The sequence below is a fragment of the Streptomyces flaveolus genome (assembly GCF_044765825.1).
In the GTDB taxonomy this organism is placed as follows: domain Bacteria; phylum Actinomycetota; class Actinomycetes; order Streptomycetales; family Streptomycetaceae; genus Streptomyces; species Streptomyces flaveolus.
Window position 1 is genome coordinate 495,264 of the sequence record NZ_JBIWKU010000006.1, and the last position, 26,993, is coordinate 522,256.

31 protein-coding genes are annotated in these 26,993 nt (G+C 72.9%); 10 read left to right on the plus strand and 21 right to left on the minus strand.

From position 1 onward, the window contains the following. Positions 1-24: 24 nt before the first annotated feature. Positions 25-936, minus strand: a complete 912-nt coding sequence (locus ACIRG6_RS21305) for a winged helix-turn-helix domain-containing protein (protein ID WP_364674292.1) — start codon at positions 934-936, stop codon at positions 25-27. A gap of 188 nt (positions 937-1,124) precedes the next feature. On the opposite strand from ACIRG6_RS21305, the gene ACIRG6_RS21310 reads away from it, so the two are divergent. Continuing rightward, entirely contained in the window at positions 1,125-1,310 is a 186-nt protein-coding gene (locus ACIRG6_RS21310) for a hypothetical protein (RefSeq protein ID WP_239765773.1), read from the plus strand. Between the two features lie 147 nt (positions 1,311-1,457). Here ACIRG6_RS21310 and ACIRG6_RS21315 read toward each other — a convergent pair whose 3' ends face one another. From ACIRG6_RS21315 to ACIRG6_RS21325, 3 genes are all read right to left on the minus strand, one after another. Then, positions 1,458-2,750 (minus strand): GNAT family N-acetyltransferase, encoded by a 1,293-nt coding sequence (locus tag ACIRG6_RS21315; protein ID WP_350722283.1) that lies wholly within the window; start codon positions 2,748-2,750, stop codon positions 1,458-1,460. Positions 2,751-3,020: 270 nt separating this feature from the next. After that, complete coding sequence (locus ACIRG6_RS21320) at positions 3,021-4,004, minus strand: asparaginase (RefSeq protein ID WP_350722285.1); 984 nt, start codon at positions 4,002-4,004, stop codon at positions 3,021-3,023. A 91-nt stretch (positions 4,005-4,095) separates the two neighbouring features. Further along, the gene (locus ACIRG6_RS21325; protein ID WP_365020213.1) at positions 4,096-4,731 is read right to left on the minus strand and encodes an RsiG family protein; all 636 of its coding nucleotides are present in this window, start codon (positions 4,729-4,731) and stop codon (positions 4,096-4,098) included. Positions 4,732-4,891: 160 nt separating this feature from the next. On the opposite strand from ACIRG6_RS21325, the gene dtd reads away from it, so the two are divergent. Further along, positions 4,892-5,317: a D-aminoacyl-tRNA deacylase gene (dtd, locus tag ACIRG6_RS21330; protein WP_239765769.1), complete on the plus strand. Its 426-nt coding sequence runs from the start codon at positions 4,892-4,894 to the stop codon at positions 5,315-5,317. A gap of 5 nt (positions 5,318-5,322) precedes the next feature. Here the strand turns inward: dtd and ygfZ are convergent, their stop codons facing one another. Genes ygfZ through ACIRG6_RS21345 form a run of 3 tightly spaced genes read right to left on the minus strand, consistent with a single transcriptional unit; the run spans position 5,323 to position 7,327 of the window. Further along, on the minus strand, positions 5,323-6,288 hold the full coding sequence (gene ygfZ, locus ACIRG6_RS21335; RefSeq protein WP_225635238.1) for a CAF17-like 4Fe-4S cluster assembly/insertion protein YgfZ: 966 nt from the start codon (positions 6,286-6,288) through the stop codon (positions 5,323-5,325). 9 nt (positions 6,289-6,297) lie between these two features. Next, positions 6,298-6,735: a Fur family transcriptional regulator gene (locus tag ACIRG6_RS21340; RefSeq protein ID WP_225635239.1), complete on the minus strand. Its 438-nt coding sequence runs from the start codon at positions 6,733-6,735 to the stop codon at positions 6,298-6,300. 16 nt (positions 6,736-6,751) lie between these two features. Then, on the minus strand, positions 6,752-7,327 hold the full coding sequence (locus ACIRG6_RS21345; protein WP_189234002.1) for an FABP family protein: 576 nt from the start codon (positions 7,325-7,327) through the stop codon (positions 6,752-6,754). 251 nt (positions 7,328-7,578) lie between these two features. On the opposite strand from ACIRG6_RS21345, the gene ACIRG6_RS21350 reads away from it, so the two are divergent. Continuing rightward, on the plus strand, positions 7,579-7,941 hold the full coding sequence (locus ACIRG6_RS21350) for a DsrE family protein (protein WP_077799246.1): 363 nt from the start codon (positions 7,579-7,581) through the stop codon (positions 7,939-7,941). Positions 7,942-7,959: 18 nt separating this feature from the next. On the opposite strand, the gene ACIRG6_RS21355 is transcribed toward ACIRG6_RS21350, so the two are convergent. The 8 genes from ACIRG6_RS21355 to ACIRG6_RS21390 form a co-directional block, all read right to left on the minus strand. Next, complete coding sequence (locus tag ACIRG6_RS21355) at positions 7,960-8,217, minus strand: DUF3099 domain-containing protein (protein WP_350722292.1); 258 nt, start codon at positions 8,215-8,217, stop codon at positions 7,960-7,962. Between the two features lie 96 nt (positions 8,218-8,313). Next, complete coding sequence (locus ACIRG6_RS21360; RefSeq protein ID WP_100569102.1) at positions 8,314-8,601, minus strand: DUF1416 domain-containing protein; 288 nt, start codon at positions 8,599-8,601, stop codon at positions 8,314-8,316. Between the two features lie 40 nt (positions 8,602-8,641). After that, positions 8,642-9,487, minus strand: coding sequence for a sulfurtransferase (locus tag ACIRG6_RS21365; RefSeq protein WP_239765766.1), 846 nt, complete (start codon positions 9,485-9,487; stop codon positions 8,642-8,644). Between the two features lie 127 nt (positions 9,488-9,614). Then, complete coding sequence (locus ACIRG6_RS21370) at positions 9,615-9,695, minus strand: putative leader peptide (RefSeq protein WP_350310325.1); 81 nt, start codon at positions 9,693-9,695, stop codon at positions 9,615-9,617. A 240-nt stretch (positions 9,696-9,935) separates the two neighbouring features. Next, positions 9,936-10,673: an LmeA family phospholipid-binding protein gene (locus ACIRG6_RS21375; RefSeq protein ID WP_364674302.1), complete on the minus strand. Its 738-nt coding sequence runs from the start codon at positions 10,671-10,673 to the stop codon at positions 9,936-9,938. 147 nt (positions 10,674-10,820) lie between these two features. Beyond that, positions 10,821-12,194, minus strand: a complete 1,374-nt coding sequence (locus ACIRG6_RS21380) for a hypothetical protein (RefSeq protein WP_403324051.1) — start codon at positions 12,192-12,194, stop codon at positions 10,821-10,823. 2 nt (positions 12,195-12,196) lie between these two features. Next, positions 12,197-12,451 carry a MoaD/ThiS family protein gene (locus ACIRG6_RS21385; RefSeq protein WP_189233997.1) on the minus strand — a complete coding sequence of 85 codons (255 nt, stop codon included), beginning with the start codon at positions 12,449-12,451 and terminating at the stop codon, positions 12,197-12,199. Between the two features lie 62 nt (positions 12,452-12,513). Next, a complete protein-coding gene (locus tag ACIRG6_RS21390; RefSeq protein ID WP_403324053.1) occupies positions 12,514-13,374 on the minus strand; it encodes an alpha/beta hydrolase in 861 nt (286 codons plus the stop codon). Positions 13,375-13,608: 234 nt separating this feature from the next. Here ACIRG6_RS21390 and ACIRG6_RS21395 point away from each other — a divergent pair, with 234 nt between their 5' ends. The 6 genes from ACIRG6_RS21395 to ACIRG6_RS21420 all read left to right on the plus strand — a co-directional run bounded on the left by ACIRG6_RS21395 (position 13,609) and on the right by ACIRG6_RS21420 (position 19,210). Continuing rightward, on the plus strand, positions 13,609-14,382 hold the full coding sequence (locus ACIRG6_RS21395) for a response regulator transcription factor (protein WP_239765762.1): 774 nt from the start codon (positions 13,609-13,611) through the stop codon (positions 14,380-14,382). Between the two features lie 68 nt (positions 14,383-14,450). Further along, positions 14,451-15,473 carry a LacI family DNA-binding transcriptional regulator gene (locus ACIRG6_RS21400; RefSeq protein ID WP_239765761.1) on the plus strand — a complete coding sequence of 341 codons (1,023 nt, stop codon included), beginning with the start codon at positions 14,451-14,453 and terminating at the stop codon, positions 15,471-15,473. Positions 15,474-15,584: 111 nt separating this feature from the next. Continuing rightward, the gene (locus ACIRG6_RS21405) at positions 15,585-16,694 is read left to right on the plus strand and encodes a S1C family serine protease (protein WP_403324056.1); all 1,110 of its coding nucleotides are present in this window, start codon (positions 15,585-15,587) and stop codon (positions 16,692-16,694) included. A 20-nt stretch (positions 16,695-16,714) separates the two neighbouring features. Then, positions 16,715-16,912, plus strand: coding sequence for a hypothetical protein (locus ACIRG6_RS21410; RefSeq protein ID WP_364674314.1), 198 nt, complete (start codon positions 16,715-16,717; stop codon positions 16,910-16,912). Between the two features lie 121 nt (positions 16,913-17,033). Next, on the plus strand, positions 17,034-17,774 hold the full coding sequence (locus ACIRG6_RS21415) for a response regulator transcription factor (RefSeq protein ID WP_239765758.1): 741 nt from the start codon (positions 17,034-17,036) through the stop codon (positions 17,772-17,774). Then, positions 17,771-19,210: a sensor histidine kinase gene (locus tag ACIRG6_RS21420; RefSeq protein WP_403324058.1), complete on the plus strand. Its 1,440-nt coding sequence runs from the start codon at positions 17,771-17,773 to the stop codon at positions 19,208-19,210. Before ACIRG6_RS21415 ends, ACIRG6_RS21420 begins: the two co-directional genes overlap by 4 nt. 68 nt (positions 19,211-19,278) lie before the next feature. On the opposite strand, the gene ACIRG6_RS21425 is transcribed toward ACIRG6_RS21420, so the two are convergent. After that, positions 19,279-21,102: a bifunctional metallophosphatase/5'-nucleotidase gene (locus ACIRG6_RS21425; RefSeq protein WP_403324060.1), complete on the minus strand. Its 1,824-nt coding sequence runs from the start codon at positions 21,100-21,102 to the stop codon at positions 19,279-19,281. Between the two features lie 182 nt (positions 21,103-21,284). Here ACIRG6_RS21425 and mshD point away from each other — a divergent pair, with 182 nt between their 5' ends. Then, positions 21,285-22,211 carry a mycothiol synthase gene (mshD, locus tag ACIRG6_RS21430; protein WP_364674321.1) on the plus strand — a complete coding sequence of 309 codons (927 nt, stop codon included), beginning with the start codon at positions 21,285-21,287 and terminating at the stop codon, positions 22,209-22,211. 51 nt (positions 22,212-22,262) lie between these two features. Here the strand turns inward: mshD and ACIRG6_RS21435 are convergent, their stop codons facing one another. Genes ACIRG6_RS21435 through ACIRG6_RS21455 form a run of 5 tightly spaced genes read right to left on the minus strand, consistent with a single transcriptional unit; the run spans position 22,263 to position 26,769 of the window. Beyond that, positions 22,263-22,952 carry an ABC transporter gene (locus ACIRG6_RS21435; RefSeq protein ID WP_365020205.1) on the minus strand — a complete coding sequence of 230 codons (690 nt, stop codon included), beginning with the start codon at positions 22,950-22,952 and terminating at the stop codon, positions 22,263-22,265. Beyond that, entirely contained in the window at positions 22,943-24,466 is a 1,524-nt protein-coding gene (locus ACIRG6_RS21440; protein ID WP_364674326.1) for an ABC transporter permease, read from the minus strand. The genes ACIRG6_RS21435 and ACIRG6_RS21440 overlap by 10 nt, the downstream gene beginning before the upstream one ends. Beyond that, complete coding sequence (locus tag ACIRG6_RS21445; protein ID WP_403324062.1) at positions 24,463-25,323, minus strand: ABC transporter ATP-binding protein; 861 nt, start codon at positions 25,321-25,323, stop codon at positions 24,463-24,465. The genes ACIRG6_RS21440 and ACIRG6_RS21445 overlap by 4 nt, the downstream gene beginning before the upstream one ends. Before the next feature lie 58 nt (positions 25,324-25,381). Next, the gene (locus ACIRG6_RS21450; RefSeq protein ID WP_364674331.1) at positions 25,382-26,230 is read right to left on the minus strand and encodes a zf-HC2 domain-containing protein; all 849 of its coding nucleotides are present in this window, start codon (positions 26,228-26,230) and stop codon (positions 25,382-25,384) included. Continuing rightward, positions 26,227-26,769: an RNA polymerase sigma factor gene (locus ACIRG6_RS21455; RefSeq protein WP_239765751.1), complete on the minus strand. Its 543-nt coding sequence runs from the start codon at positions 26,767-26,769 to the stop codon at positions 26,227-26,229. The genes ACIRG6_RS21450 and ACIRG6_RS21455 overlap by 4 nt, the downstream gene beginning before the upstream one ends. Positions 26,770-26,993 lie beyond the last annotated feature (224 nt).

Here is a 26,993-nt window from a genome sequence, read left to right on the forward strand (position 1 = left end):
GGAACACCGGATTGCGGGAGGCGGTCAGTCCGTGAGCACCAGCTCCGAACTGATCGTCTCCCACAGTGCGTCGAACCACAATCGCGACTGCCGCACGAACGACGTGTCGCGCGGCCCGGCCCCCTGCTCGAAGGCGAACAGCGTCGAGCGGGTGCCCTCGGCGTCGTACATCTCCAACTGCTCCTCGCCGACCCGCTCTTCGCGCCGGGTGAGCGTGTAGTAGGCGAACAGCGCCTCCGTGCCGTTGAGCAGGTAGAGCTTCACCGGCGGGGTGAAGGGCAGCGCGCGGAAGGAGACGCTCACGTCGATGCCGTGCGTGGCACGCAGCGCCAGCAGGTTGTGCTTGAGCACCTGCCCCTGGGCGTTGCGCATGGCCAGCCACCGCTCGTGCACCGGGCCGGCGCCGCCGCGGCCCGCCACCGGCACCGGGAACGCCAGGTCGATGTCCCGGCCCGGCAGCAGCACACGGACGTCGACCTTGGCCGGTTTGCGTCGCCCGGTGTGGATCTGGCGCAGCGATTCGCCGATGGCGAGCGTGAGGGAGACGGCGGTCAGACACAGCGCGTCGATCGTGACGTGCGGGGCGGCGAAGGCGTCCGCGATCCGCGGGGCGAGGGCCACCGTGGTCGGCAGCGGCAGCGCGTCCGGCCCGGTCAGAACCTTGCCCGGGTCGGGCGCGACGGTCGCCGGGCTCCCCTTGGAGACGTTGGTGAGCAGCTGCTCCGACTGCAGGATGCGCAGGGCCTGGCGGACGGTGCCGCGCTCCACACCGAACTCGTCGGCCAACTGCGCCTGCGTGGGCATGCGCTGGCCCGACTGCAACGTCCCGGACCTGATCCGGGCCCGCAGCTCGTCGGCCACCTCGCGATGGGTTCTCGCAGGCTCCTGAGGCTTCTTCCGCCCATTGACGGAGGCATGTTCCCGCTCCACGACCAAACACTACAACTTCCCGCCATCTTTGGGCAGTTCACGGAAAGGTGGTTATGAGTCGCTCCCAAGCGGAGATAACTACAGAGAAGTTGGCTGCCAACTTGGGCAACGTGGTCGGACCCTCAAGGGGGTTGGCCACCACGTGAAGCAGAAGGGGACACGTCCCGCGCGGGACGGCCCGAAGGGGGACCGCCATGCCGCTCATCGCCATCGTCATCGCCGCTCTGGCCATCGGGTTCGAGCAGCTGGTGCAGTGGAGGTACGGACCGATGGGAATCATCGCGTTCGTCGCCCTGTCCATCGGCATCAAGGCGAAGAACACCGCGATCGGCGGGGTCGGCGCGGTGATCCTCGTGATGCTGCTCGCCCAGTCCGGCTGAGTAGGCGTACCGCTGTCCGGGCCCCCTTCCGGAGGGGAGCCGGGAGCCCGGACAGCCGGTCGGCACCACCGCACAACAACCACAACCGAAGAGCAGGCGCTGACTACGGACAGCGCGTCCACCCGTCGCCGGCCGAAGGGAGCGACCTCAGAACATGTCCGGGCACCAAGGCCGCCTGGGCGTACGCAGCAGGGCGTCGGCCAGCCGGGCGGCGCCCGCTCGCTCTTCCCGGATCCGGCCGAGCGCCGCCAGCCGCACGGCCGACTCGTCACCCAGCCACAGCGCCGCCAGCTCGCCGACGCCGAGCACCAGGGCGGCGCTCTCGGTGGTCGGCGTGCAGGACGCCCCGGTCTCCGAGGCCTCCAGCCGCCACCGCCCGCCGGCCGGCCCTCCCCCACTACCGGCTCCGCTCGAGCGGGGGGACCCCCACCTGTCCACGACTTCCAGCACCAGCGTTCCTGCGGCCCCGTACGTGCGGGCCTCCAGCGCCCGCACGACGTCCAGGATCCGCACCCACAGCCAGTCCGCCTGCGTGACGATCCTGGCGGCGCGCGGGTCCGGCAGCAGGTGCGGGAGCAGGTCGTCGGGGGCCCGCCAGCCGCTCTTCACCGTGGTGATCCAGTCGATCGAGCACAGATACCGCCACAGCGCCCGCTCCGCGGCCGGGGTCACGCCGAGCAGCCAGTCGACGGTCGCCGTGTTCAGCGGCTGCTTGGCGTCGCCCCACCTGTCGTCCGCCCGGTAGGAGACCATGCCCTCCACCTCGCCGCCCGCCGAGCGGTACACGGCGTAGAAGGGCTCGGTCCACGGGGCGCCGTCCATGCGCACCGCGCCGGTCCTGGCCAGCCACCACAGCTCGGCCCGGCTGACCGCGCCCGGCTGGACCCGGCGCAGCCGCTCGTGCAGCTCGGGGCCCAGCTTGCGGACGTCCTCGCCGTCCACGAGGTCGATCCGGCCGCCGTCCTCCGGGGCGTCCCGGCGCGGGTCGAGACCGGCGCGGGGCACGTCGACGGTCCACTCGGTCATGGTGGTGGCGGGGCCGAAGCCGTAGCGGCCGTAGATCGGGTACTCCGCCGCGATCAGCGTGGCCACGACGTCTCCGCGTTCCTTCGCGGCCGCCAGGTCCTGCGCCATCATGCGGGTGAGCAGGCCGCGGCGGCGGTGGGTCGGGCTGACGGTGACGTTGGAGACGGCGTCGGCCGGGACGGGCACCCCGCCGACGGCGGTGACCTGCTGGTCGAAGGACCGGAAGGTGGCCACACAGCGGTCGCCGTCGAAGGCCCCCAGGAGCCGGCCGGGGACGAACTGGTTGCGGCGGGCCTCCAGTTGCTCCGCGCCGACGGCGGGCGGCTGCAGGAACCCGGTGTTCAGGGCACGGTTCCAGTCGGGGAACTCGGCCTCGGTTATGGGACGTACGTCGATGTCGGTGCGGCGGGTCATGCGCTCACGGTAGGTCGGCGACCGCTCCGCCGTCGCGGGTATTTGTCCGCCCTGCGACGACACCCGCCGCAGCTCCCGGCGCCCTCGTATGCCCCCCCGCCTTCGGGATGCCTGTCGGCGCGTCGGCCGCGGGGACGGGGGTTCCCGCGCGGACGGCCGTGGCGTCTCGCGAGCCCTGGCGTCTCACCGGCCCACCGACAGCCTCACGCCCCGCAGCCCCGCGGCGCCTCGCACACTCCCGCGCAGCGCGCCCCCGCGTACTCCCCGGCGTCAGAAGGCCGCCCGGATCTCGCCCACCTCGTGGCCGCCGCCCAGCAGCGGGGCCCGGCCGATGCGCTCGACCACCGGGGCGTCCACGCCCAGCAGCGTCAGCGCGCGGGCCAGGACCGGGCCCAGAGCCCTGCTCGCCCCGTCCTCCACCTTGAAGGCCAGCGCGCGGCCGTCGGGCAGGGCCACCGCCTGGACGGCCTCCGCGCCCATCTTGGAGAGCGTGCCGGGCACCTCGCGCATCAGCCAGGTGTCGGCGCGGCGGGTGCCGGCGACGTACTCGGGGTGGGCGCGCATCGCGTCGGCGACCCGGCGCTCCGCGGTGCCGGGCTCGGCGCCCACGAAGCTGCGGAAGGCGCGGGCCAGCCCGACCAGGCTGATCGCCATCAGCGGCGCCCCGCACCCGTCCGTGCCGACGGCGGCGACCGGCTCGCCCGCCGCGTCCTCCACAACCCTGTGGATGAGCCGCTGGAGCGGGTGGTCCGCGTCGAGGTAGGTCTCCAGCGGCCAGCCCCGCTGGGCGCAGACGGCCAGCATCGCGGTGTGCTTGCCGGAGCAGTTCATGGTGACCCGGTCGGGCCCCGCGCCCGAGGCCAGGTACGTGTCCCGCTCCTCTGGGTCCAGCGGCAGGTCGGGCGGGCACTGGAGCAGGGCCGGGTCGAGGCCGTACTCGTCGAGCATCTTGCGGACCAGGTCGCGGTGGAAGGGCTCCCCGGAGTGGCTGGCGGCGGCCAGCGCCAGCCGCTCCCCCGCGAGGTCGAGACCGGCCCGCAGCACGCCCGCCGCCTGCATCGGCTTGTTGGAGGAGCGCGGGAAGACCGGCGCCGTCACGTCCCCCAGCGCCAGCTCCACGGCTCCGTCGGCGGCCAGGACGACCAGACTGCCCCGGTGCCGCCCCTCGACGAAGCCGGACCGGACGACCTCGGCGAGGACGGGCGGCACGACGGGCGAGAGGGCGGACGTGGGCGCGGACGGGGACGCGGGCATCGGCGGTGGCCTTCCGGACGGGTGACCCGCCGCCGTGACGGCCCGGGTTCACCGGGCCCTGCGGGGCGGCCGGCGTAGGCCGCTCCCGGCGTCACACGAGCAGGTCGTCGACTTGTGCTTCCCCCTCACGGTACCGGCGTGCGATCTCCGCGCTGCAGCCGTCGGCCGTCCGCTGCAGCCGCTGCCGACGACGGGAGACCTGCTGCTCGTAGCGCACGAGGCGGCCCATCGCGGCGTTCAGCTCCAGATCGGTGCGGGCCGTCAGGTCGGACAGCTCCACCTCGCCGAGCATCTCCGCGGCCAGCCTCCGGCCCTCCTCGCTGCGCGGTGTGCCCAGCGTCACATGGCGTGCGGAGGACCGCTGCCGGGCCGGCGCGTCGGTCAGGATCTCCGACAGCCGCGCCACGACGGACGCGACCGACTCCGCGGCCGTCACGCCCGGATCCACCGCGGGCCCCGGCCCGCGCCGCGCCAGCTCCGCCCGCAGGATGTCGATCCGCCCCTGCAGCAGCCGCCGTACGTAACTGAGATCGGCCTCCTCGCGCTGGGCGTCCCGCCGCAGGGTGCGCAGCTCGGGCAGGCTCAGCACGGGCAGGTCGTGCTCCGGCGGGCCCACGGGCAGCTCCGGGCTGTCCGTGCGCTGCACGGGCGGCCGGGGCGGCTCCAGGCCCCCCGGACAGGTCCACGCGACAGTCCCAGGCGGCTGTCCCGTACTCGGTGTGCTCATATCCCTCAACCGTCCCCTCGACCGGCGTCTGGCAAGCATCGTGCCACCCCAAGTGGCCGCTATGTGACCGAGTGCCCCCGATCGGCCCCAGATGGGGGGTTACGGAAGCCCCGTACGGCCCGCCCGCCGGGCTCCCGGGACGGCACGGCATCATGGCGGCATGCGTGCGGTGGTGCAGAGAGTGGACGGCGCGAGCGTCGTCGTGGACGGCGAGACGGTGGGCGAGATCGACGGCGAGGGACTGTGCGTCCTGGTCGGCGTGACCCACGAGGACACCAAGGAGAAGGCGGCGCAGCTGGCCCGCAAGCTCTGGTCGGTGCGGATGCTGCACGAGGAGAAGTCGTGCAGCGACATCGACGCCCCGCTCCTGGTGATCAGCCAGTTCACCCTGTACGGCGACGCCCGCAAGGGCCGCCGCCCCACGTGGAACGCCGCCGCTCCCGGTGATGTCGCCGAGCCGCTCGTCGACGAGGTCGTCGCGCAGTTGCGGGCGCTCGGCGCGACCGTGGCGACGGGCCGCTTCGGCGCGCGGATGCGGGTGTCGCTGACGAACGACGGCCCGTTCACGGTGCTGATCGAGGTCTAGGACCCCTACGGCTCGACGACCGTCTCCTGGGCCGCCGCCGTGGTCTCGGCGAGCAGCCGGGCGTCCACCGGCACGTTCCGCTTGACCAGGGCGAGGGCGACCGGGCCGAGTTCGTGGTGGCGTACGGACGTGGTGACGAAGCCGATCTTGCGGCCGTCGGGTCCGTCGTCGGCGAGGCGCACCTCGGCCCCGGCGGGCGGCAGGTGGACGTCACTGCCGTCCAGGTGCAGGAAGACCAGCCGGCGCGGCGGCTTGCCCAGGTTCTGCACGCGGGCGACGGTCTCCTGCCCCCGGTAGCAGCCCTTCTGCAGGTGCACGGCCGTGCCGATCCAGCCCAGCTCGTGCGGAATGGTGCGGTGGTCGGTCTCGAAGCCGAGGCGGGGCCGGTGCTGCTCGACGCGCAGCGCCTCGTGGGCGAGGATCCCGACCGGCGGACCGGTCTCGGCGGCGAAGGCCTCCAGCTCCTCGCGCGGCAGGAAGAGATCACGGCCGTACGGCGTCTCGCGCACGACGGCGCGCTCGGGGGCCGCGGCGATGGACCCGGCCGGCAGGTGGACGACCGCGGTGTCGGCGGTGCGGTCGGCGACCTCGACCCGGTAGAAGAACTTCATCGACTCCAGGTAGGCGATCAGCGCCTCCTGGGTGCCGGGCTCCACGTGGGCCCAGACGGTCTCGCCGTCGTCCACGAGGTACAGGGCGTGCTCGATGTGGCCGTTGGCGGAGAGGATCAGCGCCTCGGTGGCCTGGCCGGCGGGGAGGTCGCTGACGTGCTGGGTGAGCAGCAGGTGCAGCCAGGCCAGCCGGTCGTCGCCGCTGACGGTGACGACACCGCGGTGGGACAGGTCGACGAAGCCGGTGCCGTCGGCGAGGGCACGCTGCTCGCGGAACAGGTCGCCGTAGTGGGCGGCGACGCCTTCGTCCACGCCCTCGGCGGGGACGGCGCCGGGCAGGGACAGCAGAGGGCTCTTCATATGCCTAGCCTACGACTCGGTAGTTGAACCCTTCAGGGAGCAGTCCCGGCACCGGCCGAAGATGGCGAAGTGCTTCATGTCGGTGTCGAAGCCGAACTGCTCGCGCAGCTTGGCGGTGAACTCGGCGGCCACCGACAGATCGGCCTCGATGACGTTGGTGCAGTCCCGGCAGACCAGGTGGATGTGGTGGTGCCGGTCGGCGAGGTGGTAGGTGGGCGCCCCGTGCCCGAGGTGGGCATGGCTGACCAGCCCGAGCTCCTCCAGCAGCTCCAGCGTGCGGTACACGGTGGAAATGTTGACCCCCGACGCCGTCTTCCTCACTTCGCCGAGGATGTCGTCGGGGGTCGCGTGTTCCAGGGTGTCGACGGCTTCGAGCACCAGCTGCCGCTGCGGGGTCAGCCGGTAGCCGCGCTGCCTGAGGTCGCTCTTCCAGTCGGTGCTCACCACACCCCTGAGTCTAGGACTACTTGAAGAAAGCGATCCCGTCGTCCGGCATGTCGTCCGGCAGGGCCTTGGCCCAGCGCTCGACGTCCTCCGGGGTGACGACCTTCTTCAGGTGCGCCGACATGTAGGGGCGCAGCTCGACCTCGGGGGTCTGCTTCTCGCCGACCCACATCAGGTCGCTCTTGACGTAGCCGTACAGCCGCTTGCCGCCGGTGTAGGGCCGCGAGGCGGCCGTGCGGGCCACGGCGTCGGTCACCAGGTCGATCTGCGGCTTCTGGTCGGCCAGTTCGCCGTACCAGATCTCGATGACGCCGTCGTCGCGGGTCATCGTGACCTCGACCTTGCGCCGGCCGTCGATGCGCCAGAAGCCGTGCTCGGACTCGAGCGGGCGGACCTTGTTGCCGTCCTGGTCCAGCACCCAGGTGTGGGACTGGTACTCCAGGAAGTCACGGCCGTCGTGGCTGAAGGTGACTTCCTGCCCGAAGTTGCACTTCTCGGCACCCGGGAAGTCGTGCACGCCCGCGCCCGCCCAGTTGCCGAGCAGGAAGGCGAGCGGGACGAGGTCCTTGTGGAGGTCGGACGGGATCTCGATCATGAGCAGAACTTCCTGGCGTGGGGGGTCAGCGCTGGCCCTGGTACAGCTTCTTCACGGTCAGTCCGGCGAAGGCGAGGACGCCGACGCAGACCAGGACCAGCAGGGTTTCGAAGAAGATCTCCACGGGTGCTCCTCGATTGAGCGGGGTGCGGTGCGTGCGCTGTGTGCACAAGGGCCGGTGCCCAGCTTACGCGGCCGGACCGGACGGCACTTGGTGAGGTGCGTCCTCGCGGCGGCCGTACGATTCCGCCATGGCGAAGAAGCTCGTGATCAAGGTGACGGCCGGGGCCGATGCGCCCGAGCGGTGTTCTCAGGCGTTCACGGTGGCGGCGGTGGCCGTGGCCAGTGGGGTCGACGTCTCGCTGTGGCTGACCGGCGAGTCCGCCTGGTTCGCCCTGCCGGGCCGGGCGGCGGAGTTCGAGCTGCCGCACGCCGCGCCGCTGCCCGACCTGCTCGACTCGCTGCTGGCGGGGGGCCGGGTCACCCTGTGCACCCAGTGCGCGGCCCGCCGCGACATCACCGAGAAGGACGTCCTCGAGGGCGTGCGGATCGCGGGGGCCCAGGTCTTCGTGCAGGAGTCTCTCGCCGACGACACGCAGGCGCTCGTCTACTGAGTCCGCCGGGCGTCCCCCTCAGCGTCGGCGCTTGCCGTCCAGCTCGTCCCACCACTCGTCGGACTTCTCATCGCCCGAGGGGTCGTCCCACCAGCGGTCGTCGGGGCCGCGGCGGTTGGCGACCATCGCGGCCACCGGGGGGATGACCATGGCCACCACGCACATGCCCACGGCCGCGGGGACCGACCAGAGGCGGACGACTCCCCAGGCCAGGACGAACAGCGCGATGCAGGTGCCCATCATCACGAAGTAGACGTGCCGCCGCCGTGCGTACATACGTCCAGAGTAGGTCCGCGCACACCGAAGGGACCGCACCCCAGGCGTCCAACCCGGTGGGTGCGGCCCCTCGGCCGTTGCGTGGCGCGTCTGCCGTCAGACGGCGATCGCGACCTCCGCCAGCCCGCCCTGCTGGGCGACGACCGTGCGGTCGGCGCTGGCCCCCGGGACGAGCGCCCGTACGGTCCAGGTGCCCTCGGCCGCGTAGAAGCGGAACTGGCCCGTCGCGGAGGTCGGGACCTCCGCCGTGAACTCGCCGGTGGAGTCCAGCAGACGGACGTAGCCCGTCACCGGCTCGCCGTCGCGGGTCACCTGACCCTGGATGGTGGTCTCACCGGGCTTGATCGTCGAGGCGTCGGGGCCGCCGGCCTTCGCTCCGCACATGTCGTACTCCTGAGGGGTTGGAAAAGGTCGGTCGGGTCGCTTACTTGTTGGCGCCGAGCTCGATCGGCACGCCGACGAGGGAGCCGTACTCGGTCCAGGAGCCGTCGTAGTTCTTGACGTTCTCCACGCCCAGCAGCTCGTGCAGCACGAACCAGGTCAGGGCCGAGCGCTCACCGATGCGGCAGTAGGCGATGGTGTCCTTCGCCAGGTCGACCTGCTCGTCGGTGTAGAGCTGCTTGAGCTCCTCGTCCGACTTGAAGGTGCCGTCGTCGTTGGCGTTCTTCGACCACGGGATGTTGCGGGCGGACGGGACGTGGCCCGGACGCTGCGACTGCTCCTGCGGCAGGTGGGCCGGGGCGAGCAGCTTGCCGGAGAACTCGTCGGGCGAGCGGACGTCGACCAGGTTCTGCGCGCCGATCGCCTTGACGACGTCGTCGCGGAAGGCGCGGATCGAGGTGTCCTGCGGCTTGGCCTTGTAGTCGGTCGCCGGGCGCTCGGGCACCTCGGTGCCGTCGACCAGCTCGCGGGCGTCCAGCTCCCACTTCTTGCGGCCGCCGTCGAGGAGCTTGACGTTCTCGTGGCCGTACAACTTGAAGTACCAGTAGGCGTAGGACGCGAACCAGTTGTTGTTGCCGCCGTAGAGGACCACGGTGTGGTCGTTGGAGATGCCCTTCTTCGACAGGAGCTTCTCGAAGCCCTCCTGGTCGATGAAGTCACGGCGGACCGGGTCCTGGAGGTCCTGGGTCCAGTCGATCCGGATCGCGTTCTTGATGTGGTTCTTGTCGTACGCGGACGTGTCCTCGTCCACCTCGACGATCGCGATGGTCGGGTCGTCCAGGTGGTCCTGAAGCCAGTCGGCGTCGACCAGGACGTCGCTGCGGCTCATGGTTTCTCCTCCGGGGCAGTTGCGGCGGGGCGTACGGGTGAGAGGGTGTGCGCGCTCATGCCGGAGCGGCGCGCGGGTGCCCTGAGCAGGGCGGTGAGGGGAACCGGACGGCGGCGACGCCGTCCGCTCAGAAGGTGCGACAGAGCATGGCGGCAACGCGGCACAGGTCCACTGCCCGCCGCTTCGTGAGATCCGCCTGTCGCTTCATAGCCTCGATCGTAGGGACGGATACGGGGCCATGTCACCGGCGTGTCGCATGATGAGACGCGACCGTCCGTCATGTGAGATCGACGAGGCTCCCGGGGTGCCGCCGAGGGGTCCGCGGCTCGTCGCGTCCGCCGTCACATCTGCGGTGCGGACGTCGACGTCTCGCCTGTCGGACGTCGATGCGTCACCGGCCGGCCGGCGGGCGTTCCGTCCGGCCTCTCCCAGGATGCCGACCGTCGTCCTACCCGGCCAGTTCGACGTCCGAACCCTTCACCGTGATCTCGACGCCGTTCTTCGCCGCCTCGACCTTGTCCAGCTCGATCCCGCCGGGCAGCTCGTCGATGGTCTGCTGGAAGTCCGTGATGGCCCGGATCCGGGACTCGGCGAACTGCTTGCCGCCTATCGTCGGCAGGCCGTCGGCGACGACCTCGACGTTGTCGTCCTTGACCTTGACCGAGCTGAGCACGTCGACCGGCTCGGGCAGTTCGACGCCCAGAATCGTGGCGCGGAGCGACACCTTGATCTTGCCGTTGCCGCCGTCGGAGAGGCCGACGACCTTGGCGGTGATGCCGAACCCGATGTCCGTGGGCTCGGACTTGGTGGCCTTCATCAGCTCGTCGTAGCCGATCGTCGCGGTGCCGGTGGCCGTGGCCGCGGTGGCGGAGCTGAAGTCGCCGGAGAACGCGACCCCCCTCATGTCCGCCCGCAGATCGTCGATACGGATCTTCTCGGCGCCGTCGCCGGTGGTGGCCTCGTAGTCGTGGATGCCGACCTCGACCTCGTCGAGCTCACCGCCGGCGAGCTGCGTGAGGAAGGGAAAGCCGTTGATCGACACGTCCGGCGTCGAGGCCAGGTTCTCGGTGGTGCGCAGCTTGTCCGCGGCCCGGTCCTCCGCGAAGTTGACCGCGATCCGGTCGGCGATCACGAAGAGCCCGCCCAGGATCACGACGACCACCAACAGTATCCGCAGTGCGCGCATGCGAGCGTTCCCCACCAGTAGGCGTCAACGACAGCGGTCCCCCGACGGCCGGCGGCCGTCCAGCGCGAGCGTAACGCGGTGGGCGACGGCCGCCGGATTTTTGTCGATCACCTGTGACAGGCGGGGTCGGTGCGCCCCGGGGGCTGCTCAGCCGAGCGCGCGGCCGAGCAGGTACACGGCCGGTGCGGAGGCCGCCAGCGGCAGCGCCACGCCCGCCGTGAAGTGCACGAACCGCGACGGGTAGTCGTAGGCCGCGACCCGGTGCCCGATCAGCGCGCACACCGCGGCGCCCGCGCCGAGCAGCGCACCCGACGTGCCGATGTCCGTCACCGCGCCGGCCGCGACCCCGGCACCCGCCGCCGCGAGCAGCGCGACGACCACGGAGACGGGCGTCGGCAGCGGCAGCGCGCGGGCCACGAGGGCCACCGCCACGGCGACCGCGCCGACCGTCACCGCGTCCGCGTCGGCCGCGAGATAGCCGCCCGCGACGACGGCCAGGGCCGTCGCGGCGACGGTCGCCATCAGGCCGTACATCCGCTCGTCCGGGTCGGCGTGCGACCGCAGTTGCAGGACCAGGGACAGCAGCACCCACACGCCGAGCGTGCCGAGGAGCGCCGCCGGGGAACGGTCCGACACCAGCATCGCCGCGTCCGCGGCCAGCGCGCCCGCGAAGCCCAGCGCGATGCCCTGCCGGGCGGGCCACATGCCGTTCAGCCGGAACCAGCCCGCCGCGGTGACGGCCTGGAGGACGATCAGCGGGACGAGCAGCGCGTACGTGCCGACCGCGGCCGCGCCGGCCAGCAGCAGCCCCAGCAGCGCGGTGAGCGCGGCCGGCTGCATCCCGGGATCGATGATCGGCGAACGCCCTTCGGCACGGGCCCGCTGCGCGTCGGTGATCCGGGCGTTGCCCGCGAGGGTGGCCGGGCCGTACTCGGGTGCGTCGGTGGAGGCGGTGGCCGCCGGAGGCGCGGTGGCGGCCGTGGCCGGCGAAGGCTCGGGGGCGGCGGGGGCGGTGGAGGGCTCGGGGGCGTAGGGCTGCGGTTGGGGCTGAGCCTGGGGGGCGTACGTCTGGGGTTGCGGCTGGTACGGCTGCGGCTGTGGCTGCGCTTGGTACTGCTGTGACTGTGGCTGGTACGGCTGCGGCTGCGCTTGGTACGGCTGCGGCTGCGGCTGCGCTTGGTACTGCTGTGACTGTGGCTGGTACGGCTGCGGCTGTGGCTGCGCTTGGTACTGCTGTGACTGTGGCTGGTACGGCTGCGGCTGCGGTTGCGGCTGGTACTGCTGCGCTCCGTACGCCTGCCCCCCGTACCCACCGCCGTGCGCGCCGTCCCCCTGCGGGGGCAGGTACGCCGTCTCCTCCGCCGGGACGGGCGGTTGCAGCTGGGTCTCCCAGGTCTGGCCCTGCCACTGCTGCGTGTGCTCGCCCTGCTGGTGCTGTCCGGGCCACACCTGGGCGTCGTACCCCTCGTGTCCCTCGTACGGCTGATGCGGCTGCTGCCCCTGATACGGCTGATCGGTCATCGTCACCCTCCCGCGAACGGCGGGAGCACCTCGACCGTGCCGCCGTCGGCCAGCCGTACCGTCTCGTGCGCGCGCGTGCCCACGGGGTCGCCGTCGACGAGGAACGAGCAGCGCAGCAGCACGCGCGTGAGTTCGCCGGGGTGGCTCTCGCGCACCGCGTCGAGCGCGTCGGCGAGCGTGGCCGCCTCGTGCGGCTCCTCGGCCACTCCCGCCGCGGCCTTCGCGGCGGCCCAGTAGCGCACCGTGACCTTTGCCATCTGGATCCTTCGTCGCCGGTGCCGATCGGCGTCCGTGCCGATCGGCGGTGAACACCGTCAGGCTAGCCCGCCCGCGCCACGGCCCAGTCGCCGATCCTGCGCAGCAGCTCCTCGCCGGAGGCGTGCTCGGCGTGGCCCATGCCGGGCTCCACCCAGAGTTCGCCGTGGTCACCGGCCGCCTCGGCCAGCATCCGGGGGTGGTCGAGAGGGAAGTAGCCGTCCCGGTCGCCGTGCACGAGAAGCAGCGGCGTCGGCGCGATGCGCGGCACCGCCTCCACCGGCGACAGCGGCACCGGGTCCCAGTCCCGGTGGTGGATGCGGGTGCGCAGGCCGTAGCGGCCGACCAGGCGCCCGGCGGGCCGCATCACCAGCCAGTGCAGCCGGCGCATGGGGGCCGTACCCCGGTAGTACCAGCGGGCGGGGGCGCTCACCGAGACGACGGCGTCAACGCGGGCGGCACTGTCGTCGCCGTACAGCGCGGCGTGCCGCAGCACCACCGAGCCGCCCATGGAGAAGCCGACGGTCACCACGCGCGCGTGGCCGAAGCCGCGCGCCCAGGCCACCGCCGCCGCCAGGTCGAGCACCTCCCGGTCGCCGACGGTCGAACGCCCGCCGGAGGCACCGTGGCCCCTGAAGGAGAACGTGACGACGGCCCCGTGGCGCGCGAACGCCTCCGCGATCCGGCGCACGTGCGGGCGGTCGGCGTCGCCGGTGAACCCGTGCGCGACGACGAACACCGGGTCCGCGGCGTCCCCGCGGGCCGGGCCGGGGCCGTACACGGCGTCGATGCGCACCCCGTCCGACGTGCGCAGAAACGTTCGCGCGGGCGTGCGGCGAGGTGTCCGCCCCGCCGTGCCCCGGGGCGTCCCAGCATGCGGACGAATGGTGGAACGCGCCACATGACCTGCCCGACCGTCGCTCATGTCGGCTATTCTGCTGGGCAGAGGACTCGGGCAACGTAGCCCCCGGGTCCTTTTGTGCTTTCGGGAGCGTTCACCAGCGTTCACCTCCCGGACTCGCAGCGGACCTCACGGGCGCGGGGCCCGCACCGTACGAAGCAGTGCCGTAAACGTCCTCGCAGGGACCGAGGAGGAACCAGACGTTATGGGCGAGCGAAACGTGCACGACCGTAGGACGACCCAGGCAGGTGGGGCGCGATGAGTTCTCTGCTGCTCCTGACCAACGCCCTCCAGCCGTCGACGGAGGTGCTTCCCGCCCTCGGCCTGCTGCTGCACAACGTCCGCGTGGCTCCGGCGGAGGGACCCGCTCTCGTCGACACCCCCGGCGCCGACGTGATCCTCGTCGACGGACGCCGCGATCTCCCCCAGGTGCGCAGCCTGTGCCAGCTCCTGCGTTCCACGGGCCTCGGCTGTCCGCTGATCCTCGTCGTCACCGAGGGCGGCCTCGCCGCCGTCACCGCCGACTGGGGCATCGACGACGTGCTGCTGGACACCGCCGGTCCGGCGGAGGTCGAGGCCCGGCTGCGGCTGGCCATGGGCCGCCAGCAGATCGTCGGCGACGACTCCCCGATGGAGATCCGCAACGGCGACCTGTCGGTGGACGAGGCGACATACTCCGCGAAGCTCAAGGGCCGGGTCCTGGACCTGACCTTCAAGGAGTTCGAGCTGCTGAAGTACCTCGCCCAGCACCCGGGCCGGGTCTTCACCCGCGCCCAGCTGCTCCAGGAGGTGTGGGGCTACGACTACTTCGGCGGCACCCGCACCGTCGACGTGCACGTACGGCGGCTGCGCGCCAAGCTCGGCCCCGAGCACGAGTCGCTGATCGGCACCGTCCGCAACGTCGGCTACCGCTTCGTCACGCCCGAGAAACCGGAGAAGAAGGAGCGGGCCGCGGAGGAGTCCACGGCGAAGTCGGGGTCCACGGCCGAGGCGGACGCGGCGGAGGCGACGCCCGCCGCAGCCGAGGCCTGAGCGCCACCGGGCGGACCGAGGGCCGATACGCCCTGCCCGGAGACGGTCCATCCGCGTAGACTCCGCGCGTGGCCAAGGTGACTCGGGATGATGTGGCGCGACTGGCGGGGACTTCGACCGCCGTCGTCAGCTATGTCATCAACAACGGACCCCGGCCGGTCGCCCCGGCCACGCGCGAGCGTGTCCTCGCCGCGATCAAGGAGCTGGGGTACCGGCCCGACCGGGTCGCCCAGGCCATGGCGTCGCGGCGCACGGACCTGATAGGCCTGATCATCCCGGACGCCCGCCAGCCCTTCTTCGGGGAGATGGCCCATGCCGTCGAACAGGCCGCGTCCGAGCGCGGGAAGATGGTCCTCGTCGGCAACACCGACTACGTCGGCGAGCGCGAGGTCCACTACCTGCGTGCGTTCCTCGGCATGCGGGTCTCCGGCCTGATCCTGGTCAGCCACGCCCTGAACGACCTGGCCGCCGCCGAGATCGACGCGTGGGACGCCCGGGTGGTGCTGCTGCACGAGCGTCCCGAGGCCATCGACGACGTCGCCGTCGTCACCGACGACCTGGGCGGCGCCCAGCTCGCCGTGCGGCACCTGCTGGAACACGGGTACGAGTACGTGGCCTGTATGGGCGGCACCGCCGACACCCCGTCCGTCGGCGACCCGGTCTCCGACCACGTCGAGGGCTGGAGGCGGGCGATGAAGGAGGCCGGGCTCTCCACCGAGGGCCGGCTCTTCGAGGCGCCGTACAACCGCTACGACGCGTACAAGGTGGCCCTGGAGGTCCTCGCCGGACCGCGCCGCCCGCCCGCGGTCTTCTGCTCCACCGACGACCAGGCGATCGGCCTGCTGCGCGCGGCCCGCGAGCTGCGCATCGACGTCCCCGGCGAGCTGGCGGTGGCCGGCTTCGACGACATCAAGGAAGCGGACCTGGCCGACCCGCCGCTGACGACGGTCGCCTCCGACCGGTCGGCGATGGCGCGGTCCGCCGTCGACCTGGTCCTGGACGACGGGCTGCGGGTCGCGGGCTCGCGGCGGGAGCGGCTGAAGGTCTTCCCGTCGCGGCTGGTGGTACGGCGGTCCTGCGGCTGCGAGTAGCCTCCGGCAGTCGCTGGAGCCGGGTGCCTTTATAACGGGCATACGAGGTTCTGCCGGGCTTCTCAGGCAGGACTCAGGAAGCTCTCATCCGCGGGCGCGAAGCTCATGGACATGACCGAGAGCTTCCGCCGCAGCGGCGAGTACGAGAACGCGAATCCGTACGTGACCCCCTACGAGGGCGCCCAGCAGCACGCCTCCTCCCCGGAGAGCCACGCGAGCTCGGAGAGCCACGCGAGCCCGGAGAGCCACGCGAGCCCGGTGAACCCGGAGTGGCCGCCTCCGCCGGCCCAGCCGCCCCACCCCCCGATGGCCGCGGGGCCGGGTGATCCCGCCCGGTCGCCCCGCAGGCGGACCCGGCGCGGTCCGGTCGCCCTGCTCGCGGCCGTGGCGATCGTCGCGGCGGCCGTCGGCGGCGGCACCGCCTTCGGCATCCAGGAGCTGACCGGCGGCGACACCGTCGCCTCCAGCTCCACCAGCACCACCGTGGTGCCCTCCAGCCAGAAGGGCACGGTCGCCGGTGTGGCCCGGGCGGTCAGCCCGAGCATCGTCGAGATCAGCGCCACCTCGAACGCCGGCTCCTCCACCGGCTCCGGCGTGGTCATCACCGGCGACGGCGAGATCATCACCAACAACCACGTCGTGTCCGGCGCCTCGTCGGTCAAGGTGACGACCAGCGACGGCAAGCAGTACAGCGCGCAGGTCGTCGGCACCGACAGCAAGAAGGACCTGGCGCTGATCAAGCTGGAGAACGCCTCCGGCCTGAAGACCGCCACCCTCGGCGACTCCGACGGCGTCCAGGTCGGCGACCAGGTCGTGGCGATCGGCTCCCCCGAGGGCCTGACCGGCACCGTGACCAGCGGCATCGTCTCGGCCCTGAACCGTGACGTGACCGTGTCGGCGGACGAGGGCCGGCAGCAGGAGCAGCAGCGGCAGGGCGGCCAGTGGCCGTTCGAGTTCGGCGGCCAGGAGTTCAACGGCGACACCGGCTCGTCCACGACGACGTACAAGGCGATCCAGACGGACGCCTCCCTCAACCCGGGCAACTCCGGCGGCGCGCTGATCGACATGAACGGCAACATCGTCGGCATCAACTCCGCGATGTACTCGGCGGCCGGTTCGTCCTCGTCGGCGGACGCGGGCAGCGTCGGTCTCGGCTTCGCCATCCCGATCAACACCGTCAAGGCGGACCTGGCCACGCTGCGGGCGGGCGCGGACAGCTGAGCGAAGGAGCGCAGCACCCCATGATCCAGCGGATCGCGCACGCCGCGACGTCCCTCGGCGACGGCCCGGCCGGAGTCGTCCTCGCCCTGGAGGTCGCCTCCGCGCTGCACCCTCCGGTGCCCCGGGCGCCGGAGGTGTCGGCCCGCGCCGCCACCCATGCCCCCGCCCGCCCCGCGGCGCACCGTCCCGCACCCCGTCGCCGCGCCGCACGGGGCTGACCCGCACGCACCGCGCCGCAGGGCGCCGGCCCCGGCCTACGACGCCCACGGGGCCGACCCGGACGTGCGACGCTGAAGGCGTTGGCAGCCCGTACCCACCGCACCCGAGGAACCCGAGCCCATGAGCCCCGCAGAAGGCGACCGCGACCGTGACACCCAGCGCATCCTGATCGTCGACGACGAGCCGGCGGTCCGCGAAGCCCTTCAGCGCAGCCTCGCCTTCGAGGGGTACGGCACCGAGGTCGCCGTCGACGGCGCCGACGCCCTGGAGAAGGCGGCGGCGTACCGGCCCGACCTCGTCGTCCTCGACATCCAGATGCCCCGCATGGACGGCCTGACCGCCGCCCGCCGGATCCGCGGGGCGGGCGACACGACCCCGATCCTCATGCTGACGGCGCGCGACACGGTCGGCGACCGGGTGACCGGCCTGGACGCCGGCGCCGACGACTACCTGGTCAAGCCCTTCGAGCTCGACGAACTCTTCGCCCGCATCCGCGCGCTGCTGCGCCGCAGCTCCTACGCGGCGGCGCTCGAGGCCACCGCCGACAACGACGACACCCTCGGCTTCGCCGACCTGACCATGGACCTGGCGACGCGGGAGGTCACGCGGGCCGGGCGGCCGGTGGAGCTGACCCGCACGGAGTTCACCCTCCTGGAGATGTTCATGGCGCACCCGCGCCAGGTCCTCACCCGGGAGCAGATCCTGAAGGCGGTCTGGGGCTTCGACTTCGAGCCGTCGTCCAACTCCCTCGACGTGTACGTCATGTACCTGCGCCGCAAGACCGAGGCGGGCGGCGAACCGCGCCTCGTCCACACGGTCCGCGGCGTCGGCTACGTCCTGCGGCAGGGCGGCGCGGAGTGATCAAGCGGTTCCGCACCCTGCCCCTGCGCTCCCGCCTGGCCCTGCTGGTCGCGGCGGCGGTGGCGTTCGCGGTGGCGGCGGTCTCGGTGACGTGCTGGTTCGTGGTGCGCAACCAGCTGTACCACCAGCTGGACGACCAGCTGCGCGGCGAGCAGGTCTCCAGCCAGCTTCTGCAGAGCATGCTGGCCAACTGCCGGTCGGCCGACCCCCAGGAGCTGCCTCAGGCACCCAACGCCCCCATCGTGACGATCCTCTACTCCGACGGCTCCACGTGCGTGGATCCGGGCAGCGAGGAGATGCGCGTGCAGGCCGCGGACGTGGCCGTCGCCGACGGCCTGGCGGATAGCACGCTGCACACCGGCAGCACCACGGACGGCACCACGGTCCGCGTCTACACCCGCCCGGTCGTCGACCGGCTCACCAAGCAGGTGCAGCCGGGCATCGCCGTATCCGTCGCCAAACCGGTGAAGGAGGTCACCGAGCCGCTGTCCTCGCTGGTCTGGGTCCTCCTGCTCGTCTCCGGCATCGGCGTCGTGGGCGCCGGGGCCGCCGGACTCGCCGTCGCCCGCGCCGGTCTGCGTCCGGTGGACGACCTGGCCCAGGCCGTCGAGCACGTCGCCCGGACCGAGGACCTGAACGTCCGCATCCCCGTGGAGGACGACAGCGAGGACGAGATCGCCCGACTCTCCCGCTCCTTCAACTCGATGACCTCCTCCCTGGCCAGCTCCCGCGACCTGCAGCAGCAGCTCATCGCCGACGCCGGCCACGAACTGCGCACGCCCCTCACCTCCCTGCGTACCAACATCGAGCTGCTCTCCCGCAGCGAGGAGACCGGCCGCCCGATCCCCGAGGCCGACCGCAAGGCGCTCCTCGCCTCCGTGAAGGCGCAGATGACGGAACTCGCCGCGCTCATCGGCGACCTCCAGGAGCTGTCCCGCCCGGACACCGGCCAGCACGCGGGCAAGACGCAGATCCTCGCCTGGCAGGACATCGTCGAGTCGGCGCTGCGCCGGGCCCGCCTGCGCGGACCGGAGCTGACGATCACCGCCGACGTCCAGCCCTGGTACGTACGGGCGGAGCCCTCCGCCCTGGAGCGCGCGATGGTCAACATCCTGGACAACGCGGTGAAGTTCAGCCCGGACGGCGGCACCGTCGACGTACGCCTCGCCGACGGCGTCCTCACCGTCCGCGACCACGGCCCCGGCATCCCCGCCGAGGAACTCCCGCACGTCTTCGACCGCTTCTGGCGCTCCCCGTCGGCCCGCGCGCTGCCCGGCTCGGGCCTCGGCCTGTCGATCGTGGCCCGGACGGTCCAGCAGGCGGGCGGCGAGGTGACCCTGACCCCGGCGGAGGGCGGCGGCACGACGGTCACGGTGCGACTGCCGGGGGCACCTGTGCCCCCGCCGGATCTGGGCGCGGCGGACGGGGAGGACTGACACGGCACGAGGCCCGGGCCGCGTCACAGGGTGAACGCGTCCCGGGCCTCGCAGGTGCCGGAAGCCGCCTACCGCACCACCGTGATCCGGTCCGCGGCCGGCGGGGCGATCGGGGCCGACGCCGACGAGTTGGCCGTCAGGTACTGCTCGAGGGCCGTCAGGTCGTCCGTGCCGACCAGTTCGTCCGTGCCCTGGCCCAAGGTGGTGAAGCCGTCGCCGCCGCCCGCGAGGAAGCTGTTCATCGCGACGCGGTAGGTGGCCGCCGGGTCGATCGGGGCGCCGTTCAGGCGGATGGAGCCGGTGACGACCCGGTCCGCGCCCGTCTTCGTCAGGTCCAGGGTGTACGTCAGACCGGACGAGATCTGGAGGATCTTCGGCGCCGCCTCGTTGCCGCCGGTCACCTGCTCCTTGAGCGCCTGGATCAGCTGGGCGCCCGTGTAGGTGCGCAGGTTCACCGTGTTGGCGAAGGGCTGGACCGTGAAGCCCTCGGCGTACGTCACCACGCCGTCGCCCTCACCGGCCTTCGCCGCGTACGTGAGCGGCGCCCGGATGCCGCCCGGGTTCATCAGGGCCAGGTCGGTCTCCGGGTCCAGGGACTTGCCGTAGGCCAGTTGCGCGTCGGCGATCAGGTCGCCGAGGGGGGACTCGGTGCCGTCGCGGTTGATGTCGCCGGAGATGTAGCCGATGGGTCGGTTGCCGATAGGGGCGGCCAGGGTGTTCCACCGGTCGATCAGGCGGGTCATGTCCGGCGCCTTCGGGACGTCCCGCGTCACCACGTGGTTCGCCGACTTCACGGCCGTACGGGCGATGTCACCCGTCGCGCGGTCGTACGTCAGCGTCGTGTCCGTGTAGAGGCGGCCGAAGGACGCGGCCGACGTGACCATGCGGGGGTTGCCCGCAGGGTCGGGGATCGTGCAGACGTACGCGTTGTGGGTGTGCCCGGTGACCAGCGCGTCCACCTCGGGCGTGACGTTCTTGGCGATGTCGACGATCGGTCCGGAGATGCCGTCGCCGGCGCCCGGGGAGTCGCAGTCGTAGTTGTAGGAGGTCGACGCCGGGAAGCCGCCCTCGTGGATGAGAGCGACGATCGACTTCACGCCCTGGCGCCGCAGCTCCTTGGCGTACTTGTTGATCGTCTCGACCTCGTCCTTGAACTGCAGGCCCTTCACGCCGTCCGCCGAGACGATGTTCGGGGTGCCCTCCAGGGTCACGCCGATGAAGCCGACCTTGACGCCGTTCTGCTTCCACACCCAGTACGGCTTCAGGATGGGCTTCTTCGTCTTCTCGTCCAGGACGTTGGCCGCCAGGTACGGGAAGTCGGCGCCCTCGAACTCCTTGTCCGCGTAGCAGCCGTCGGTGGGATGGCAGCCGCCGTTCTGCAGGCGGGCCAGCTCCTTGGCGCCTTCGTCGAACTCGTGGTTTCCGACGGACGTCACGTCGAGGTCGAGCTTGTTCAGCGCCTCGATGGTCGGCTCGTCGTGGAAGAGACCGGACAGCAGCGGGGAGGCGCCGACCATGTCACCGCCGGCCGCGGTGATGGAGTACGGGTGGCCCTTACGGGCCTGGCGCAGGTGGGTGGCGAGGTACTCGGCACCGCCCGCGTCGATCGTCTTCGTGGTGCCGTCCGGCTGGAGTTCGGTGACCCGGCCCGAGGAGCCGGCCGGGGGCTCCAGGTTGCCGTGCAGGTCGTTGAAGGAGAGGAGCTGGACGTCCTGGTAGCGGCCCGGCCGGTGATCGGGCTGGTGACCGCGGTGGCTCTCGCCCGCGGTCGCCGACGCCGGCAGCGCCGCGGCGGCGAGCGCCCCGGCGGTGACGACACCGGCGGTCACCGCGAGCAGGCGGTTGACGCGGCGTCTGTGGCGCGGTTGGTACGACTGTGCTGTGGCTGGCATGCGCCCCCCTGTGGGTCTGCCTGCGGATCTGCCTGGTGCGAGCCGTCGAGGAGAAGGACGGCCCGTCGGCGCAGCCTAGAGTCAACGCGCGTAGCGCGACAGGGGGTTCCGGGTTACAGCCTGGTTTACCTTCGTCGTCCTGTACCGCCACTTTGCCGGGCCAGCCCCTTACCCTCGTACGCATGACCAGCGACGACACCGTGCGACCCGGCCGCCCCCGCTCGATCGAGACCCTCGCCGCACTCACCCCGGAACAGACCGAAGCCGTGCTCGCCCTGCTCGGCGCGGCCGCCCGGAACGACGGGCAGCACGCCGTGTCCGAGCAGGGGCGCCTCCAGCTGCGCGGCGGCGCGCGGGAGGGTGTCGCCCACCTGCTGCTCACCGTGGACGGCGAACTCGTCGGCTACGCCCAGCTGGAGGACACCGACCCGGTGGAGCCGCCGGCCGCCGAACTGGTCGTCCACCCCTCCTACCGGGGGCAGGGACACGGGCGGGCGCTGGGCTCCGCGCTGCTCGCGGCCTCCGGCAAGCGGCTGCGGATCTGGGCGCACGGCGGCCACTCCGCCGCCCGGCATCTCGCGCAGGTCCTCGGGCTGACCCTCTTCCGCGAACTGCGACAGATGCGCCGCCCGTTGGCCGGCCTGGACCTGCCCGACCCGCGCCTGCCCGAGGGCGTGAGCGTGCGCACCTTCGTACCCGGTCAGGACGACGCGTCCTGGCTCGCCGTGAACGCCGCCGCCTTCGCCCACCACCCCGAGCAGGGCTCCCTCACGCAGCGGGACCTCGACGACCGCAAGGCCGAGGCGTGGTTCGACCCGGCGGGGTTCTTCCTGGCCGAACGCGGGGGCGAACTGATCGGCTTCCACTGGACCAAGGTGCACGCCGAGGAACGGCTCGGTGAGGTGTACGTCCTCGGCATCCGCCCCGACACCCAGGGCGGCGGCCTGGGCAAGGCCCTGACCACCATCGGCCTGCGGCACCTTGCGGAGCAGGGCCTGCCCACGGCGATGCTGTACGTCGACGCCGACAACAAGGCGGCGGTGTCCGTCTACGAGCGCCTCGGCTTCGTCACGCACGAGACGGACCTGATGTACCGCACGGAGACGTGAGCCGTCACCGGCGCGCCACGCCTGCCGGAGACGTGAGCCGCCCCCCGCGCCCTACGCCTGTCCGCCGGGAGCCCGGGGCGGCCCGGGCAGGGTGACGGCACGCGGCCGTCCCCGCCGCCCACGCCGGCCCACCGGCTCCGGCCCGCACACCGCCCACGCGACCGCGACCGCGGCCAGCAGCACCGCCCACCGGTCGTGCCCCGCGGGCCACCGCGGGTCGTCCGGCACCACGAACAGCGCCCAGTCGCCGGGTATCAGCAGGGGCGCGAGGACGGCGACGACCAGCAGGGCCGCCGCGACGGCCGGGCCGGGGCGCGGTTCGTCCGTCAGCCGTACCGCCGCCGCGGCACCGGCGAGCGCCAGCACGCACATCGCCGCGGCCTCCAGGGTGATGTCGCCGACCGGGGGCCGGGTGCCGGAGGGCGCGAGCAGCAGCACCGCCGTCCACCACAGCGCGGCGGGCGGTGCGACGAGGGCCACCCGCAGGGCCTGCCGGAGGGGGCGCCGGGTCGGGACGGGCGCGGTGAGGTGCCGGGCCCGGTCGTCCAGCAGGAAGACCAGGCCGAGCGCGCCGACCAGGGCCACGCCCCGCAGCAGGGTGAGCGCCTGCCAAGGGGTTGGCTCAGCACCCGCCATCCTCGGCGTCCCGGCGAGCAGCAGCCCGAGGGCGCCCGCGGAGCCCAGGGTCCGCCACGGCAGCGTGCGCCACACGGGGCGGACCAGCGCGCGGGTCACTCGCACGAGTCCGCCTTCTTCGGCCCGGCCACGCCCAGCAGCCCGGCGGCCTCGTCCGTCGTGACGCCCGGGGAGGTCAGCTCGGCCCAGTGCGCCTTCACCCGCTCGGCGACACCGGGGCGCGGCTTCTGGAGCAGCCGCCGTACGACGTCGGTCTGACCCTCCGTCATGGTCAGCGGGTCGGTCGGGGACAGGACCACCGCGGATCCCTCGACGCTGTCGTCGAGACGGACCCGGCGCAGGGCGTTCACCGGGTCGTCCTGCCAGCTCAGGGAGAGCCACATGAGGGTGACCATCCGCCCGTCGCACACCGCGCTCCCCGCCTCCTCGCTGCCCGTGACCAGCACGGCGGCGACGGCGGTGGAGAACTCCGGGACCCGGTTGCCGCCCCAGGCGGTGCCCACGGTCACCTGGTGCGGTGCGGTCAGCGGGGGGATCGCGGCGTCGCCTCCCAGCCCGTAGCGGGCGTCTATGCGCTGCCGTACGAGGAGCCGCTGATCGTGCGCGGTGCCGCCCGCGAGGGACTGGACGCGGTCCACCACCCCGGCCCAGGTGCCGGCCCGGGTCTCCCACTCGGGGAAGGCGCAGTACGTCGACGGGCCGTGCTCGACGCAGGTCTGCTCCTTCTCCGGACTCACCGAGGCCCGCTCACGGGCCGCGGTCAGCTCGGGCGACGGGTCCACGCCCCGGGCCTGCAGTATCCCGCCGGCCACCGCCAGCGCGAGGGTCAGCGCGACGCCCGCCCGGACGGCCGGCCCGCGTCCGCCGGCGACCAGGACCGCGAGGAAGCCCACGCACAGGGCGGCGCCCGCCAGGTACAGGGCGTGCCAGGCGGCGGGCCGCCCGAGCAGGTCGGAGGGCAGGGACTTGGCGCTGCCCTCGACGACCACCGGGGACAGCCACGACAGGCCGCCCGTGCCGCCCGGACCGGTGCCGAGGACGAGCGTGAACAGCAGGCATACCACCAGCAGCGGCGCGGCGAGCGGCGACCGCAGCACCCGGGCCAGCAGCACACCGAGGGCCCCGAACAGCAGCACGGTCAGCGGCCCCACGAGCAGCTCGGCCGGTGAACCGCCCCCGACCGCTCCGTCCTTGGCCGCCTCCCACGCGAACTGCCCGGCCACGCACAGCGCGGTGAGCGCGGCGGCCGGTACGACGGCGAGCGCGTGCGCCACCGTACGGCGCCAGGGCGCCACGACCAGGATCGCGAACTGGCTCTCCGTGCCGTGGCGCGCGGAGCGCAGGACGGCGAAGTTGGCGGACACCAGGACGGCGAGGCCGACGAGCAGGGGCCCGCCCTGGGTGGAGCGGTCGGCGTCCTGGAGGGCCGGGTATCCGTCCCAGGAGCTCCGGGTGCGCCACACGATCCAGGCGACGTAGGCCAGGAAGGCGACGACGACGGGGATGCTCAGCAGCAGCCGGCGTGCCTCGAACCGGGCGAGGGCCGGCACGGCCCGGGCAGCGCCGCCGCGCGGCCCGGCGTCCACGGCGGGCGGGGCAGCCGTCCGCACGGTGCTCATGCCGCCACCTCCGCGCCGGCGCCGTCGAGGGTCAGCAGGTAGCCGTCCTCCAGCGTGGGTTCGAGCAGCTCGGCGCCGGAGGGCGGGTCGCCCACGTTCCGGAAGGAACCGGTGCCGGTGCGCCACCCGGCCATCGCGTGCGGATCGCGTTCCGTACTGCTCCACACGCGCCCGGCGGCCCGCGCGGTCAGCTCGGCCGGTGTCCCGTCGAAGCGCACGGTCCCGGCGGCCATGACGACCACCCGGTGGCAGAGCATCGCGACGTCCTCGGTCTGGTGGGTGGACAGCAGCACGGTCCGCCCTTCTCCCGCCCCGGCGATCAGCTCCCGGAAGCGCATCCGCTGTTCGGGATCGAGCCCGACCGTCGGTTCGTCGAGGACCAGGAACCCGGGGTCACCGACGAGCGCCGCCGCGAGCGCGACCCGCTGCCGCATGCCACCGGACAGCTTCCTGATCCGCTTGCCGCGTACGTCGCCCAGAGCGACCTCGTCCAGGACCCGCCGCACCTCGCGGTGCCGTGCGGCCCGGTCGGTCAGCTCCTTCAGGATCGCGACGTAGTCGACGAACTCGAAGGCGGTGAAGTCCGGGTGGAAGCCGGGGGTCTGCGGCAGATACCCGAGCCGCCGCCGCACCTCCTGCCGTCCCCGCGCGGTGCCCGGGTCGTGCCCCAGCACGGTGAAGGTGCCCCGGTCGGCGGGCACGGCGGTCGCCAGCACCCGCAGCAGTGTGGTCTTCCCGGCCCCGTTCGGTCCGAGCAGGCCGGTGACGCCCGGCGTCAGCCGCAGCGACACCTCGTCCAGGGCCCGGGTGCGCCCGTAGTGAAGGCTGAGCCCGGAGGCGGAAACGGTGGAGGTCATACGGCGCTCCCGTACACAGGTCGAAAGGAGAAGAAGAAGCAGGAGGAGAAGGAAGGACTCACGCGGCACCCCGCGGGAAGACGTCGAACCGGTCGCGGAACAGGACCAGCAGCCCCGTCCCCAGCACGGCCACGGCCGCGGACACGCCCTGCCCGGCCGCGGTGAACGGCGCCAGCGGACCGCCCTCGGCGGCCTGCGCGGCGTCCGCCGCGAACAGCACGGCGCCCCACGCCCCGGCGACCACCGAGGGCGCGACCACCGGTCCCAGCCGGGGCGTCAGCGCCAGCCCGGACGCGGTGAGGGCGAGCGCGGGCAGCAGCCAGGCCAGTGCGCGCAGCCCGTATCCCGGCAGGGCGAGCGTCGCGAGGCCGTTGACGCCGAGGCCGACGGCCAGGACGGCGACCGTGCGGATCATCAGCAGCCGGAAGCCGTGCACCGGCGAGACGACCGCCATCTCGTACGTCGGATCCAGCGCGGGCCCGTAGGCGAGCGCCACACCGGCCAGCGGCAGCAGCGGCGCGAAGGCGAGGAAGACCGTGGGCCGGTCGGTGGCCCCGGACGTGAAGGCGACGACGAAGGTCATCACCAGCACGGCGACGACCGCGCCCAGCCAGGACCGGCGCAGCACGGGCGTGGCCGCGAGCAGCCGCGCGGTGTGGTCGGCGACCCCGCACCGCACCAGCAGGCCCTCGAGCCACCCCGGCCGGGGTGCGTCCAGCTCGGCGTCGAGCCGCTCCCACCCCGCCTCCAGGGCGGCGGCGTCGCTCACCTCGGCGAGGACGCCCCGGCACCGCGCGCAGGCGGTCAGATGGGCATCGGCGGACCAGAGCACGGGCGCCGCGAGCTCGCCGAGGGCGTACGCCCGCAGGTCGTCCTCGTCCACGTGCCAGCCGTTGTCGATTCTCATGCCAGCGCCTCCCGCAACTGCCGGCGGGCCCGCATCGCCCGCGTCTTGACCGTGCCCGGCGGGATGCCGAGCAGGACGGCCGCCTCGCGGGTGGTCAGCCCGTCGATGACCGTGGCCTGGAGCACCGCGCGCAGCTCCGGCGAGAGCCGGACGAGCGCGCCGGCGAGGTCCCCGTGCTCGACACCGGCGAGCACCCGCTCCTCGGCCGATGCCTCGTCCCGGTGCCGCAGGCGGGCCAGCGCCTGCCGCAGCCGCCCCCGGGCGCCGTCGCCGCGCAGCGCGTCGACCAGCCGCCGGGATCCGATCCGCCACAGCCAGCCGGCCACGTCCCCGTCCTCCCGGTAGCGCGCGCTGCCCCGCCACACCGCGAGAAACGTCTCCTGCACGACGTCGTCGACGACACCGGCGTCGGCGCAGCGGCCGCGCATCCGGGCGGTCAGCCAGGGGGCGTACCGCCGGTACAGCTCCTCGAAGGCGCGCCGGTCGGCGTCCGCCGCGACGGCCCGCAGCAGCTCACCGTCGGTTCTCGTTTCGCTCACATCTCCTCATCGGACGAGCCGGGGCGTCCGGTTCACACGATCACGGGCCGGTTTTCCGACCAGGTCCCGGGCGGGGCGTCCGACGTGACGCGGTCTGCCGGAGGCCCCCCGCTATCCCACACGTCATGTCCCCGTAACCATCGATTCAGACAGCCTTGCGACCCTCACCGAATGAAGCCGACCGTGCCACCAGGAGCAGAGCATTCCGCGCCGTCCGACGCGCC